The organism is Ochrobactrum sp. CGA5 (assembly GCF_006345815.1).
GTDB lineage: Bacteria > Pseudomonadota > Alphaproteobacteria > Rhizobiales > Rhizobiaceae > Brucella.
Window position 1 is genome coordinate 347010 of the sequence record NZ_VCIG01000005.1, and the last position, 15351, is coordinate 362360.

Genomic DNA, 15351 nt, shown 5'->3' on the forward strand with positions numbered 1-15351 from the left:
TACAGGCGTGTTGCTTTGCGGTTTAAAGATTCTAACGTAGATCGGCAACCCAGGGGATCGCCGTTCGCTTGAACAATTGGGCGATTCACTTGGTAGAGGTTTTAGCCGCTTTGATGGCAGCATATTTCTCTCGCAGGATTTTCCCTCGCCCTTCTTTCGTTTCCTGTCGAGCGCGACCAAAGGCCAGCGCATCGGTAGGAACATCCTCGGTAATCGTGCTGCCCGATGCAACATAGGCGTTGTCACCAATTTCCACTGGCGCAACCAGAGAGCTGTTCGAGCCTATGAATGCATTTTCGCCGATTACCGTCCTATATTTGTTATAGCCATCGTAATTGCAGGTTATCGTGCCAGCACCGATGTTGCTGGAAGCGCCGACTGTCGCATCGCCAATATAGGTCAGGTGATTGATCTTAGCGCCTTTGTGCACTGTAGCATTCTTCACTTCGCAGAAATTGCCGACTTTGGTTTTCTCCCCGAGACTTGCGCCGGGACGCAAGCGCGCAAAGGGTCCAATCTCCGCCTTCGGGCCGATATCGGCACCTTCCAGATGTGAGAAGGAATGGATCAAGGCTCCTGTCGAAACACGAACACGAGGACCGAAGAACACGTTCGGTTCAACGATAACATCCGCCTCAATCAGCGTGTCGTGCGAAAAGAATACGGTTTCCGGAGCGATAAGCGTCACGCCTGCAAGCATCATCTCGCGGCGCTTGCGCTGCTGCCAGATACTTTCTGCTTCAGCCAGCTCCGCACGGTTGTTAATGCCGATGACATTATCGACCGGCACTTCGATTGCCGTAACGTTCATACCCTTGCCATGCGCGATGGCGACAATATCTGTGAGGTAGTATTCACCTTTGGCATTGTTGTTGCCTACCTCATCCAGAAGCACCAAAGCGTGTTGGCCGCGAACAGCCATCAGCCCACCATTGCAAAAACCAATCAGTTTTTGCGCCTCGGTCGCTTCTTTCTCCTCAACAATGGCGACAAGTTTGCCGCCTTCCTCGATCAAACGACCATAGCCCTGCGGGCTCTCCGGGCGAAAGCCGATAACAACAACATCCGCACCGTCGGACAGTCGTTCGCGGGCTTTTTGCAGAGACTGTGCCTCGATCAAAGGCGTGTCGCCGAAAACGATGAGCAGATCGTCATAGCCGCGTTCGATTGCTTCGCGCGCAGCGAGAACCGCATGCGCCGTCCCCAGACGTTCTCTCTGCTCGAAGGCCCAAACCGGACCTGCATTCTTTTCCACTGCAGCACGCACTTCATCGGCGCCGCGCCCGACAACCAGAGCAACATCGCTTTTGCCTGTGCCCTGTACTGCCTTGACCACGTGAGATACCAGCGGCAAGCCTGCCACCTGATGCAGTACTTTGGGCAGATTGGATTTCATGCGTGTGCCTTCGCCAGCGGCAAGTACGATGGAAAGGCAGGTACGGTCTGTCATTGTGTCGTCCAGAAAATAGAGATGATCTTCGCTCATAACACCAAAGCGTCTATGAAAACTTACAAGTTACCGGTCAACTTTTACCCCAAGCGCCCCAACGCCGGAAAATTTTCAAGCAGCCAGAACGAGAAGGATTGCATGCCGCCGGTCAGGAACAAAACCCCCGCTGCGACCAGAAGCGCGCCCATCGCCTTTTCGACCTTGCCGAGATGCACCCGGAAACGCGAAAGAAACCGCATGAATGCGCCAGAAAAAAGCGCCGCAATCAAAAACGGAATGCCAAGGCCAAGTGAATAGGTCGCCAACAATAGCGCACCTTCACCAACTGTGCTGCTTCCACCAGCCAGTGTCAGAATCGGTCCAAGCACCGGCCCTATACACGGCGTCCAGCCGAAGGCGAATGCCAGCCCCATAACATAGGCCCCGAGCGGGGATGCAGGAGCGTTGCGTGCTTGAAACCGCGCTTCGCGTGAAAGAAACGACAGGCGCAGGACGCCGAGGAAGTTCAGCCCCATCAATATGATAACGACACCTGCAACGATTGCGATCTCCTGCTGCCAAGCACGCAAAAACGCGCCTATGGAAGACGCTCCGGCACCCAGTGCCACAAAAACCGATGTGAAACCAAGAACAAAACAAACTGCCGCAAATGCTAGAGAACGCCGCGCGGAAGGCGTTACGCCGACGGTTACCCCCTTCTCTGCGCGGAAATCTTCAACACTGACACCCGCCATATAACACAGATAGGGCGGCACCAGCGGGAGGACGCAGGGAGACAGAAACGACAACGCACCGGCTCCAGCTGCCGTCATGTATGAAATATCGAGCACCAAAACCTCTTTCGATCTATCAAATCACTTGCAGTCTGGCCCGACCGCAGGCTTATATAGACCAAATTCTGATTTACTTTGAATATTTTCAATGCGGCATCTCGCTCAAACACAAGTTCGCCCAAAATCGAGATCATTGCGCGAATTACAGTAGATTGCTCCAACCGGACAGCGTTCTTATGAGTCCTATTGATGATGAATTGCCTTCAACACCATCTGCAACGTCGACAAGACATTCGGGTTGGTTCAAGCGCTACCAACATTTTCTGTTTCCGATAGCAGGCATCGCGATTGCGCTTCTGGCGATCTATGTGCTGGAAAACCTGCTCCAGCATACGTCTCGCGCGGATACGCTTGCAGCCTTCCACAACATTTCATGGAAGACTCTTGCCCTGGCTATGCTCTTCACGGCGCTGAGCTATGCAGCCGTCGCTCTCTATGATGTCGTGGCGGTGGATACGATAGCGCCAAATCAGATACCGCGCCGCATTGCCGCCGTGGCAGGCGCAGCCGGCTACGCAATCTCCAATGCGCTTGGTTTTTCCCTCCTTACCGGGGGTGCTCTGCGTTATCGCATCTACGCTGCTGAAGGCGTGAGCCTCGCCGACATAGGAAAGATCGTCGGAACATCCTGGTTCGCGATCTGGTTCGCGCTGATTATCATGGTCGGTACGGCACTTCTCATCGACCCGCAGGACGTTCCGTGGCTATCAGCCATCGATTCCCGTATAGATATTGTCGCTGGCATCGCCATTCTGGGTGGTATCGGCTGGCTGATCTACTGGCTGTCGCATGCACAGCGCAGCTTCACGATGGGTTCTTTCAGCCTGCGCCTACCGAACTCCAAAGGCGCGCTGACCCAGATATTTGCAGGGCTTGTGGATGTCGGTGCGGCAGCCGCTACGCTTTATGTCCTTATGCCTGCCGACGCCGTGCCAAGCTTTGCGGTTTTCTCGCTGGTTTATGTGATTGCCATCGTGCTGGGCATTGCCAGCCATGCTCCAGGCGGTCTTGGAGCTTTTGAGGCGACGATCATTGCCGGCTTTGAGCTTGGCGGCAAACCAGATGCCATTGCCGGCCTACTCGCGTATCGGCTTGTTTATACGATCATGCCGCTTGTTGTGGCGACAGCAGGCATTCTCATATGGGAGATCATGCGCCGCCGCCGCATGCTCGGCAAACAAGCGCGCTTCGCCAAACGTCTGGTAGAACCGCTTATCCCGAGCCTTTCTGCCAGCATCATCTTTCTTGGCGGCATCATTCTTCTAATTTCCGGTGCGACGCCGGACCTTCGTTACCGCGTAAAACTGCTGTCTGGCATCGTCCCCGAATCCCTCATGGAAATGTCCCATCTTGCCGCAAGCTTCGTTGGCGTCGCGCTGCTCATCGTGGCACGCGGCCTATCGAAGCGGCTGGCACGGGCTTGGGTGGCCGCACAGATCCTTCTCCTCAGCGGTGCTGCGTTTTCTCTGGCCAAGGGCCTCGACTGGGAAGAAGCGACCATTCTCTGCATCTTCGCCTTTACGCTCTGGGGGTTTCGGGATTCGTTCTATCGGCGACCGATTTTGGGACCGTTCTATTTGAGCTGGAACTGGATCGCGACCGTTGCTACCACCGTCCTTGTTTCCACGTGGCTCGGCTTCTTCGTCTACCGCCATGTGGAATATTCCAACGACCTCTGGTGGAATTTTGCATGGAACGGCAACGCTCCCCGCTTTCTGCGAGCGACCGTCCTTGTTTTTGCAGTGATTGCCGCGGCCGGCCTCTACTCACTCATCAACAGAGCTGGACACCGCAAGCGGAAGGCGGATTATTCCATACCCGATGCTGTTCCCGATCTAGTTGCTCAATGGCCGCACACCGACGCCGCTCTGGCGCTGCTGGGGGACAAGCAATTCCTTCTCGCCCCCGACAACAGCGCCTTCATCATGTATGCACAATCCGGTGGCAGCCTGATTGCGCTTGGGGAACCGATTGGCAACGAATTGACGGGCAAGGAACTTGCATGGTCATTTCATGCACTGGCTGACAAGCTTGCCTTGCGAACCGTATTCTATGGTGTCGGCCCACAAAGCCTGCCCCTGTTTCTGGACATGGGACTGGTCGCCTTGAAGCTTGGGGAAGTCGCTCGCGTTGACCTCACCAACTTCTCGCTCGACGGGCCACGTCGCCAGCCATTCCGCTACGCCGACCGCAAGATCGAAAAGGATGGCCTGACGTTTGAAATCATTCCGGCAGCCAATGTTCCTCCACTCATTCCTCGTTTACGCGAGATTTCTGACGCCTGGCTCGATTTCAAATCGGGCAGCGAAAAAGGATTCTCGCTCGGTTACTTCGATGACGAATATATGAAGCGTTTCGATGTGGCTGTTCTGAAAAGTAACGGTGAAATCGTAGCTTTCGCCAATATGTGGCGTGGTGCAGATAAGCACGAAATCACCGTTGATCTCATGCGCTATATGCCCAACGTCCATAAACTCCTTATGGACGCGCTGTTTGCAAAGTTGCTGATGGCCAGCAAGGAGGAAGGTTACAAGTGGTTCAATCTTGGTGCCGCCCCCCTTTCCGGCCTGAGCGGCAGCAGGCTGGCATCCCGTTGGAACCGTTTCGGTTCTTTCATCTACAAGCGTGGAGCCGACCTCTATCACTTTGACGGCCTTAAAGCCTTTAAGGAGAAATTCGACCCAGTCTGGACCCCTCATTACATGGTTTGCCCGGGCGGCCTCGAAACCCCCCGGGCTCTTCTTGATGCCACAACCCTTATCAATGGCAGCCCGCTGGAGTTTATCCGCAAATGACAAAAAGACGCATTCTCTTTACTGTTCTCGGGCTAATGCTAGTAGCTGCGGCGGGCATTTATGGCGCTATGCACACGGGTAAGATTGCAAGGCTCTGGACGAAAATCACCAATTCGGACGAGCCAGTTATCCATGCAAGCGCCGAAAGACTGTCCAATATTCCGGTCTATATGCCAAAGAGCGATCCAGTCGGCCTTGCGATCCTCCTAAGCGACGACGGTGGTATCGGTGATCGCGAAAAGGAATTCATGGATGCCATGCTTTCCCGAAACATGATTGTTCTGCCTGTCGAGCTTGGCCCATGGCGCGCCGCGCTCGATAAGGAGGACGGCGAGTGCAATTATCTCGACTCCGATTTCGAAGCCATTGCCAAGGAAGCCCTACGCGGGCTTGATCTGGGCGTCTATTTTCATCCCGTTGTAACAGGTATCGGACAGGGGGGTACCATCGCCTACGCCGCCGCCTCGGATTCACCGGATGCGACAATTGCTGGTGCTGTGTCGCTCGATCCTGTTCCCGCCAAGACCCGTTTACCCTCGTGCACGGAAGCAGCCGAGGCAATTAAAGCTCCCGATGGAGGCTTTACCTATGATTTCAATGCCGCAATCCCAGCCCCCACTCTTGTGATCGGCCCTGCCGGATCCCCGACCAACAATCCGGTTATTGCCCGTCAGGAAAATTTCGCCGTACTTCAATCAGCGCCCGAGTTTCCGGCACGTCTGAAAATGGCTGTCGACAATGTCGTCGCCATGGCGGATCAAGATGCCAAAAATGAAGCTTTGCCAATCGTAGACCTTCCAGCAAAGGGCGGGAAAGCGGAAATGATTGCGGTTTTCTATTCGGGCGATGGCGGCTGGCGCGACCTCGACAAATCTATCGGCGAATGGCTGCAGGCTCATGGCGTTCACGTCATTGGCGTGGATTCACTGCGCTATTTCTGGTCGGAGCGAACGCCGGAAGAAATAGCCAATGACACGACAGCTATCATCAAGAAGGCTGATCCGACCAACAAGCTGCCAGTTGTAGTCCTGGGCTATTCATTCGGTGCCGATACGTTCCCATTTTCGTGGAAATATCTCGCCCCTGCCATACAGGACCGGACAAAAATGATCGGACTTCTCGGTGTCGAGACGACGACGACATTTCAGGTATCTATTGAGGGTTGGCTTGGTATGGATGGCGACAAGGATGTTGTACCGGCCATCTCGACCATCCCGCTTGACCGGGTCGTTTGTGTTTACGGCGAAGAAGAAGACGATACCGCTTGTACTGCTGGCGAGTTGAAGGGCATGGAAGTCATGAAACTGACCGGCGGTCATCACTTTGATGAAAACTATGAGCCGATTGCCGCCAGCCTGCTTGAAAAGATGCGCGCCCGCGCGGGATTGCCACCACGGCCAGACAGTTGATAGCGAATCGTTCCCATAACCAGGAGGGCGCGAACGCACTTATGAGACCGCGCAAATAAGACCTTGCCCCGGGTTCAACGGGGCAAATCAATTAACCGCCCAAATGTCCGTCCGCCTCGGGAGGTCCGTCTCGGAAGTCGATCGAAACGCCAGCTCTGCGTGGATCGATTGCCTCCTAGGTGCGCCTCGAATCGATGTGCAGATGATTATAGCAATCTCCATCTCCTCGATCGGAACGCGAGACCATAATTCGCCGGAATTACTCGGTCTGCGGAGACTTTATTGAGGCGATCACAATAGGCGAAAACCTGTAAAAATGTCACGTTGTAAAATGGTAGATAAAATATTGATACTAACCGATTAATTTTGGTGAGCGCGCAGGGATTCGAACCCTGGACCTACTGATTAAAAGTCAGTTGCTCTACCGGCTGAGCTACGCGCTCCCAAGAGGAGCAAATCGCCCCCGGAAGTGCCGCGGAACATAAGGGTGGCTTACGGATTGGTCAACACCATAAAATGAGGTTTCTCCAACATAAATTCAAAAAAATCACTGGTACGGGGCACTCCCCGCCGCGTTGCGTTGCGGAACCAGTGTTTTTCAAGCTCTGAAGGCTGCTGAATATCCTTGATAGGACGGTGATTCCGAAACCCGGTAGCATGGACAATACTATCCAGCATTTGTTTCTCCATACCGGGATATTGCCGCCCGATCGTGCTACAGCTAGTTTCATTAGGATAACCGAACAGCACGGTGTTTCATGTCTCTGGCGACCAAGGCATTTTCTCATTTCCGACGTTCCTTATCCGGCGTAGGTATCGCACTCGGCACACTGTTCTTTGCAGCCGCGCTTACGCCAAGCCTAATTCCACGCACCTATGTCATGCAGGGAGTTCTTGGAGGCGTCGCTTTCGGAACAGGTTATGGCATTGGCGTATTGTGGCGCTGGCTGTGGCACTATCTTGAATTACCGGAACCCCGAAACCGGCTGCGTAACCGGGTCAATCTGATTGTTGGGGTCATCTGTCTGGCGGTCGCCATCGCAGCACTTTATTTTGCGGCTGGCTGGCAGAACTCGGTTCGTGCAGTCATGGATATGGAACCAGTGGCAAGCGCCTATCCAGCGAGCGTTTCCGCATTGGCTGTACTGACATTTCTGATTCTGCTGGTTCTGGCTCGCCTTCTCATTCGGCTGGGGAAACTGGTCTCCGCCAAGGTGCAGCTTGTCATGCCTCGCCGATTAGCCAATGTCCTGGGCGTCACGATCACCGTCATCCTTGTCTGGACAATCGCCAACGGCCTGCTCATCCAGTCCACCTTCAAGGTTCTGGATCGTTCATTTCACGAGTTTGACGCCCTGATCGAACCGGATCGCCCACAACCGACCGCGCCGAACAAGACTGGCAGTGCCGATTCGCTTTTGCATTGGGACGAACTTGGGCGAGCTGGACGTGAGTTCGTTTCCTCTGGACCTGATGCCGCCGATATTGCTGCCTTGACAGGTGAAAAAGCCATAGATCCGATACGGGTTTACGCAGGTCTGCAAGTAGCCGATACGCCTGAACAACGAGCCCAACTGGCACTTGAGGAACTGAAACGTCAACATGGTTTTGATCGTTCTGTCCTAGTCATCATAACTCCAACTGGCACGGGATGGGTAGATCCGGCAGCCATGGACGGACTGGAGTTTCTGCACAATGGCGATGTAGCCAGCGTCGCCATGCAATATTCTTATCTTTCCAGTCCATTGTCGTTGTTGTTTCAACCGGAGTACGGAGCTGAAGCGTCGCGAGCCCTTTTCATATCCATCTATAACCACTGGAAAGAACTGCCACGCGAGCATCGTCCTCGCCTTTATCTTTATGGATTGAGCCTCGGCGCCATGAACTCGGAAGTCTCCTCCGAGCTTTTTGAAATGCTCGACGATCCAATCAACGGCGCGTTGTGGAGCGGACCGCCCTTCCCGAGCCGGGACTGGAAAGCCATGACCAGACGAAGGAACCCGGGAACGCCTGAATGGCTGCCAGTATTTCGTGATGGTTCCTTTGCGCGCTTTATGAATCAGAACGGCGAAGCGCCAGGAAACGGAACACGCTGGGGGCCAATGCGAGTGGTTTATCTGCAATATGCCAGCGATCCGGTGACTTTCTTCGACAGCTTGTCATTCTATCGCCAGCCAGCCTGGATGCAGGCACCGCGCGGACCGGACGTTTCACCTGAGCTGCAATGGTATCCGGTTGTCACCATGCTGCAATTGGCACTCGACATGGCTTTTGGCACGACCACGCCGATAGGACATGGACATGTCTATGCTCCGGAACATTATGTCGATGCGTGGTTGGAAGTCACAGACGTGACCGGCTGGGACCCAGATGAGCTTCGTAAGCTCAAACGCTACTTGCGTCAGAAAATGGATGGAGACGACGTTGACGGTTACGAACAACGCGGTGGATAAGATGCGTTTCAAATCAGATAGTTGGAGTCATATTGCTCTTCGCGCCAGCTATCGGTGATCGAGTGCTTTCTGCGGCATTTGGGAAATGTTCAGATTGAGCACTGGAAGCGATCCGTTCGGCATTATTTGTTCTTGGCAACAAGCCGTCCCGTCTTTCCACGACCATATCGCTTTTTGATTCAGGCTCTAGGTCCAAAAAGACAAAGCCGCCCATAAAGGACGGCTTCATTGAGCTTTGACAAGTCTCCACTATCAATATGGCGAATAACACTGCTGACGTGGACCATTATACGGCTGAAATGTATTATCAGACGCCCGATAGGACCTATAACGATTATAACACCACCGGACATGCGCGTTGCTGTAACCGTAAGCAGGTGCGCGGTAGACTGGCGGCGGAGGCGGCGCGGCAATCGCACCGCCAATCATTGCTCCAGCGCCGAACGCGGCGAGCGGATACCACCAACCGTCATTATGGCGACGATAGCCATGGCGATGATAGCGGTGACCGCGATAGCCATTCCAATAGCCCGGTCCCGGGCGGTGAGGACGGCCATGCCAGCCCGGGTGATATCCAGGTCGGTGACCGCCCCAGTGCCCATGCCTCGGTCCGCGACGCCAGCGATCGTCACGGACCTGTTGAACGTTTTCATTGCTTGCCGCAGGCGCAGTGGGCATGACAGGTGCAGCCGAGACCGGCATCATGGCGCCGATCAGAAAGCTTGCACCGACAAGGCCAACCATCATTTTTTTGAAGGTGTTCATCCTGTGCTTCTCCATTTCAATGATGCCATCATTGCTTTCCGTTTATGAATGCCCGCTGAATACTACCGCAAAATTGCGTACGCACCTTATTTTCACCTTGCAGGCGCAACTGTTCCCGCTGCTGTTCAACGTAAGGCGCGATAATTCATCCTGGTTATTCCGTTATTTATGTTAGAAAATTAAGCGACAATCAGATAACTTGTCTGAAGCAGGGGGGCTTGTAAGCGTTCTCAGTCAGTGGGGGGTTGCATTGGCAACAAGAGTAAAGCCGTCCGTAAAAATGTTGGGAGCATGTTTCTCCCAGGAGGCGAATCCTTTCACGGCGGCAGTTGAACTGACGCCCTTGCCAATGCTGATCACAAATCCCCGTCTGCCGGACAATCCTATCATTTATGCAAACAAGGCTTTCCAGAATCTGACTGGCTACGAGGCTGATGAAATCATCGGGAAGAATTGCCGATTCCTTCAGGGACCTGACACAGATCCGAAGCATATCGAAGCTATCCACGCGGGACTGGAAGCGGAGCAGTCAGTCGACATCGATATTCTGAACTATAAGAAGTCAGGGGAAGCATTCTGGAACCGGCTTCATATTTCCCCGGTCAAAACCGACGCAGGTGAGCTTCATCACTTCGTTTCATCCCAGCTTGACGTGACGCTGGAACTTGGCAAACTCGTTGAACTTGAAAAAGAGCGCGAGACGCTCTCAATCGAAAAGCAACGCAGCAGTGATCAGTTGCAGTATATCGTTGAAGTTGCGAATGTGGGCTTCTGGACGCGAGATTATCATACCGGTCAAATCAACTGTTCGGCGGAGTATCGGCGCATTTTCGGACTGACACCGGATGAGCCAGTCAACTACGACAAGATAATCGATATGGTGGTGCTTGAAGATCGGATGACGCTGCTCCAGCGATCACAAGAGTCGTTTACAACCGGAAAATCTTTCCGGGTGGAATACCGCATCGCCAACAGGCTGGGTCAGGTACGCTGGGTTGAAACCCGCGCCAAAGCCCTGATGGGCAAATCGCCTACGCTTTTGGGCATTGTTATCGATGTCACCGAACGCAAGAAAGCCGAAGCGGACAAGGCACTCGTGACCCGCGAAATTTCACATCGCTTCAAGAACTCAATGGCGATGGTGCAATCAATTGCGAACCAGACGCTGCGCAATGCCACTGATCCACAAACGGCGGGCGAGCTGTTCAGCGAGCGGCTGCGTGCCCTGAGTCAGGCCCATGACATGCTGCTCAGGGAAAACTGGACGGGTACAACGATCAGCCAGATTTGCGAAACCGCCCTCGCCCCTTTCAACAGCACATTCGGCCATCGAATCCGAACCGGGGGTCCGGAACTCGTTGTGAGCGACCGTATAACGGTTTCTCTTTCGCTTGGCTTGTACGAACTCGCCACCAATGCCGTGAAATACGGCGCGCTTTCCAATGAGGATGGTACGATCCAATTTAGCTGGGATGTCGTTGAGCGGCCGGGCGAGCGGAAGTTTCATATGCGCTGGGTCGAAAGCGGAGGCCCGACAGTAGAACGCCCCAGCCGCCGTGGCTTCGGCCAGCGGCTGCTCTATTCCGTTCTTACAGGCGAACTAAAGGCCAAATGCGATATCAACTTCGCGCCAAGCGGATTGGTGATCGACGTGTTGGCCCCTATGACGCCGGACGTATTTCCGCAATTGGATAGTCTTTCCGATACACAAACTGAACCGGCTTAAAAAAGAGCAGCGGAACCGCTGCTCTTCTCCTTTTTAGTTGTGCGGGCCTCGACGACGCGGCTCAATGTAGATTCGGTCGTGATAACGGTCCCGATCCCGACGCCAGCGGCGATCACGGTCGCGTTCGCGATAGTAGCGTGGTGGATGGCGGTCCCACCCGTGACGATCATCCCGCCAGCGGCGATCAGTAACGCAACGACCGCTCGGCGTACGGACCATACCGCGACGGCAGCGATAATCGACCCGAATGCCAGAGCCTACACCGTCAACAGAAACAGACGGTACGATTGGAGCAAAGGAGGTGCCCGCCTCAGCAGAAGCGGTCACTGCGAAAAGGGCGAGCACCGCACTCAGTAACGTCAATCTCATTCGGGGTTCCTTTCCAGAGTTGACCAGCATGGGACTCTTGCCCCGTGGATAGGTAGGCTAATCAGCCATTTGGTAAAATCACTTAATCTTACGACGCTCTATCAATCTCGACCGTGCGTTACAAAGATGCCGCAGGAGCAATCCCTATGAATAAATACCAATTTTTTGGAGAGAATTTTTAAGGAAGTCGAGATAACAGAAGCCTGTTGAATTTGCACATAGTCCCTTCTAAGCAAGGGCAAACCGCAGAATATTCAATCCGCGAAGCCAATCCGGCATTAGTCCAGCACGACCGGGCGGAGCTTTGCGGCTATCGAAAGGGCAGGAACATGGGTTATTCGATCTCCGAACTCGACGCTGCATGGGGGTCGAAAACCGGACTGGGAACAACCCAGACAGAATGGGTCGAACTCGTCAGCAGCTTGCCTGAAGAACATTCTATCATTCTTCGTGATTTGATTGCCCGTCACCGCGAGCAGTTTGTCGGTGTGTTTTACGACCGCCTTATGAGCAATCGCGATGCGGCAGTTTTCCTGTCCCAGAAAATGGTGCAGGAACGCCTGCATAATTCGCTGAGCGACTGGTTGCAGAAGATGTTCCAGAAGACAGCCCGCGATGTTGACATTTTCATTCGCGAACAGCGCAAGGTGGGCGAAGTTCACGCCCGTATTGATGTGCCGATCCATGTCGTCATGCAGGGGGCACGCCTGCTCAAAAACGAAATCGTTCGTCAACTGGAGCTTGAGGTTGCTTCACGCGAGGTTCTGGCGCGCCTGATCGTGCATGTCAGCAATGCCATCGACATCGCGATTGAAATCATGAGCCAGGCTTTTGTAAAGGACGCCCGTGAAAGCGCCCAGACCGACGAAGCCTATCGGGCTTTTACATTAAGTCACGATTTTCCACTGGAACGCGAATCGCAACGCGCTGCGCTTATGGAATGGAGCCAGTCGATCCTCTTCAACCTCTATGGCAATCCCGACAGTCTGCTTCACACGCTCGCAAGCTCGGACTTCGGGTTGTGGTTGCAGCACAAAGCCGATCTTATGTTTTCCAATTCTGGCACGTTGGAGCACATCCGTCGGAATGTAGAACATATCGACCATGTGCTCCTTCCGGCAATCAATAGCGCTCGCAAAGATAACCCAACTGAACTCGCAGCCTCTTTGTCACTGTTCCAGACCAAGATAGGTGAAGTGAAGTTTTTGCTGTCCGAACTCTTTCAGGCGGCGGCGGCCATGGAAACGGGTCGTGATCCGCTGACACGCGCGCTCAATCGTCGTTTCATGCCGTCAATCTTGACCCGTGAAGTGCGCATGGCCTCCCAGAAGGCAATGGATTTAAGCGTATTGATGATCGACATTGATCACTTCAAGAACATCAACGACACATATGGGCACAGCAGCGGCGATGCCGTTCTGCAGCAGGTCGCGGAAGCAATCCTTTCGCTTTGCCGCCCGAGTGACTTCGTGTTCCGCTATGGTGGCGAGGAATTTCTGGTCGCCCTCGTAGAGGCAGACGAAAATAAGGCTTTTGCAATTGGCGAAGAACTGCGCAAGCAGATTGCATATCAGCCTTTGAACCTTCCCAATGGCGCACGTCGGTCTGTGACTTTGTCCATCGGTGTGGCTGCATTCAATGGTCATCCGGACTATAGCCATCTCGTCAATGCCGCAGACCGTGCCCTCTATCGGGCCAAGCAGGCAGGACGTAATCGCTGTGAAAAGGAAGTGCCGCTCGCGATTCATTGATCGGAGAGGCATTTTGACATCTGGCGGTTACGCTGCAAAACCGCCATATGCTGCCATCATGACTAATAATTCAGCTTTCCCCGTTATCGAGACAGCTTCTCAAAAACCGCGTGAGCGCAACGCGCTGGAGGCCCATTTCCTACCCGTCACCGCAGATGCCGCTCCTGTCGATTGGGTCGTTGCAGACGGTCTAACAGATTATGAAGCCGCGCTTGCTTACATGGAAGCCCGCGTCCAGGCGATCCGGGAAGGCACCGCCAATGAACTCGTGTGGCTGGTAGAGCATCCCCCGCTTTACACGGCGGGGACAAGCGCCAATGCAGACGATCTCCTGACCCCGGACAGCCTACCTGTCTTCAATACCGGACGCGGCGGAGAATATACCTATCACGGGCCAGGTCAGCGCGTCGCCTATGTGATGCTCGACCTGAAACGCCGCCGCGAGGATGTACGCGCCTTTGTGACGGCGCTCGAACAATGGATCATCGAGAGCCTCGCCGAGTTCAACATCAAAGGCGAACGGCGCGAGGACCGTGTCGGCGTGTGGGTTAGCCGACCTGAAAAGCCACGCCTTGCCAATGGTAGCATGTGTGAAGACAAGATTGCGGCTATCGGCATCCGTCTGCGGCGTTGGGTAAGCTTTCACGGCATAGCCATCAATGTGGAACCCGATCTCAGCCATTATTCCGGCATCGTTCCTTGCGGAATCTCCGAACATGGCGTCACAAGCCTAGTGGACCTAGGATTGCCTGTAACAATGGGCGATATGGACGTCGCTTTGGGAAAAGCGTTTGAGAGGGTCTTCGGCCCGCGTCAGCTCAGATAGCTCTGCCTTAAGTCATCGCGTCCGCTTTTACCCGGCGCTCGCGCATGAAAACATAGAAGCCTGATCCGACGATGATTGCGATACCGAGCCATTTCGATGGGGTCGGGAAATCACCGAATATGATGAGGCCCACCAGAACCGCATTGACGATTTCAAGATACTGGAACGGTGCCAACATTGATGCCGGTGCAAGCTTGAAAGCCTGTACCACCATAAGATGGCTTACGGTACCGATCGTTCCAAGAAACAGCAGAAGTAGCCAGGGCTGAATGCCTTGCGGCAGCCCGAAACTCAGGTCGTCAAGTTCCGCCGCAGTTCCAAATATCATAGCAATCCCGGCGAGCATCCACCCGCCGACACCTGCATAGAACTGCATTACCAGCGGGCTTTCTTTCGCACCATATTTGCGATTCAGGATCAAGTAGATCGCGAAAGTTACGGCTGTCGCCAGCGGTAGAAGCGAGACAGCTCCGAAAATCTCAAAACTCGGCTGAATTACGATCATCGTGCCCACGAGACCGATCCCAACAGCACTGAACCTCCTCCAGCCCACTTTTTCCTTTAGGAACACAGCTGAAAATAGTGTCAGAATAAGCGGCTCGGCAAAGAAGACAGCCATGGCATCTGCCAACGGCATATATTTGATCGCCGTGAAGAAACAGAGACCTCCGAACCCCATCAATGCCCCGCGGATGAGATTTCCGGCCAAATACTGGGTTCGCAGCGCAGCAAAACCACCAACTACGAGGAGGATAAAGAACATCAGCCAGCACTGAATGAAAAAGCGCATGAATGTGACAGTAGCCGGTGGCATATTGTCCACCATGGCAAGCCATTTGCCGATGGCATCCATCAACGGCAGCAAAAGCACCGAGAGTACCATGATCGCCATGCCCTTTACGTGCGCTTCCATGCCGCCTGTCGCGCTGCTCTGCATTTCAAACTCTCGGTATCTGCAATGTTCCCGCTATGGC

12 protein-coding genes and 1 tRNA gene are annotated in these 15351 nt (G+C 54.1%); 6 read left to right on the forward strand and 7 right to left on the reverse strand.

Going from position 1 to position 15351, the window contains the following annotated elements:
* Window positions 1–85 precede the first annotated feature (85 nt).
* Both glmU and FJQ48_RS06325 read right to left on the reverse strand, forming a co-directional pair.
* Window positions 86–1450 carry a bifunctional UDP-N-acetylglucosamine diphosphorylase/glucosamine-1-phosphate N-acetyltransferase GlmU gene (gene glmU / locus FJQ48_RS06320; protein WP_139974339.1) on the reverse strand — a complete coding sequence of 455 codons (1365 nt, stop codon included), beginning with the start codon at window positions 1448–1450 and terminating at the stop codon, window positions 86–88.
* An 80-nt stretch (window positions 1451–1530) separates the two neighbouring features.
* A complete protein-coding gene (locus tag FJQ48_RS06325; RefSeq protein ID WP_139974340.1) occupies window positions 1531–2280 on the reverse strand; it encodes a cytochrome c biogenesis CcdA family protein in 750 nt (249 codons plus the stop codon).
* Window positions 2281–2459: 179 nt separating this feature from the next.
* Here FJQ48_RS06325 and mprF point away from each other — a divergent pair, with 179 nt between their 5' ends.
* On the forward strand, window positions 2460–5078 hold the full coding sequence (gene mprF, locus FJQ48_RS06330) for a bifunctional lysylphosphatidylglycerol flippase/synthetase MprF (RefSeq protein WP_180350137.1): 2619 nt from the start codon (window positions 2460–2462) through the stop codon (window positions 5076–5078).
* Window positions 5075–6487: a virulence factor family protein gene (locus FJQ48_RS06335; protein WP_180350138.1), complete on the forward strand. Its 1413-nt coding sequence runs from the start codon at window positions 5075–5077 to the stop codon at window positions 6485–6487. The genes mprF and FJQ48_RS06335 overlap by 4 nt, the downstream gene beginning before the upstream one ends.
* A 367-nt stretch (window positions 6488–6854) precedes the next feature.
* Here the strand turns inward: FJQ48_RS06335 and FJQ48_RS06340 are convergent.
* Together FJQ48_RS06340 and FJQ48_RS06345 are read right to left on the reverse strand one after the other, a co-directional pair.
* Window positions 6855–6930: transfer RNA gene (locus FJQ48_RS06340), tRNA-Lys, on the reverse strand.
* Window positions 6931–6979: 49 nt separating this feature from the next.
* Window positions 6980–7165: a hypothetical protein gene (locus FJQ48_RS06345; RefSeq protein ID WP_139974342.1), complete on the reverse strand. Its 186-nt coding sequence runs from the start codon at window positions 7163–7165 to the stop codon at window positions 6980–6982.
* An 80-nt stretch (window positions 7166–7245) separates the two neighbouring features.
* On the opposite strand from FJQ48_RS06345, the gene FJQ48_RS06350 reads away from it, so the two are divergent.
* Window positions 7246–8940 carry an alpha/beta-hydrolase family protein gene (locus FJQ48_RS06350; protein WP_139974343.1) on the forward strand — a complete coding sequence of 565 codons (1695 nt, stop codon included), beginning with the start codon at window positions 7246–7248 and terminating at the stop codon, window positions 8938–8940.
* A gap of 252 nt (window positions 8941–9192) precedes the next feature.
* On the opposite strand, the gene FJQ48_RS06355 is transcribed toward FJQ48_RS06350, so the two are convergent.
* Window positions 9193–9705 carry a BA14K family protein gene (locus FJQ48_RS06355; protein WP_139974344.1) on the reverse strand — a complete coding sequence of 171 codons (513 nt, stop codon included), beginning with the start codon at window positions 9703–9705 and terminating at the stop codon, window positions 9193–9195.
* A gap of 280 nt (window positions 9706–9985) precedes the next feature.
* Between FJQ48_RS06355 and FJQ48_RS06360 the strand changes: the two genes are divergently transcribed.
* Window positions 9986–11431 carry an HWE histidine kinase domain-containing protein gene (locus FJQ48_RS06360; RefSeq protein WP_139974620.1) on the forward strand — a complete coding sequence of 482 codons (1446 nt, stop codon included), beginning with the start codon at window positions 9986–9988 and terminating at the stop codon, window positions 11429–11431.
* Window positions 11432–11464: 33 nt separating this feature from the next.
* On the opposite strand, the gene FJQ48_RS06365 is transcribed toward FJQ48_RS06360, so the two are convergent.
* A complete protein-coding gene (locus tag FJQ48_RS06365; RefSeq protein ID WP_139974345.1) occupies window positions 11465–11800 on the reverse strand; it encodes a hypothetical protein in 336 nt (111 codons plus the stop codon).
* A 329-nt stretch (window positions 11801–12129) separates the two neighbouring features.
* On the opposite strand from FJQ48_RS06365, the gene FJQ48_RS06370 reads away from it, so the two are divergent.
* The gene (locus tag FJQ48_RS06370) at window positions 12130–13551 is read left to right on the forward strand and encodes a GGDEF domain-containing protein (protein WP_139974346.1); all 1422 of its coding nucleotides are present in this window, start codon (window positions 12130–12132) and stop codon (window positions 13549–13551) included.
* Window positions 13552–13609: 58 nt separating this feature from the next.
* Entirely contained in the window at window positions 13610–14377 is a 768-nt protein-coding gene (gene lipB / locus FJQ48_RS06375; RefSeq protein ID WP_139974347.1) for a lipoyl(octanoyl) transferase LipB, read from the forward strand.
* Window positions 14378–14384: 7 nt separating this feature from the next.
* On the opposite strand, the gene FJQ48_RS06380 is transcribed toward lipB, so the two are convergent.
* A complete protein-coding gene (locus FJQ48_RS06380; RefSeq protein ID WP_139974348.1) occupies window positions 14385–15314 on the reverse strand; it encodes an EamA family transporter in 930 nt (309 codons plus the stop codon).
* Between the last annotated feature and the right edge of the window lie 37 nt (window positions 15315–15351).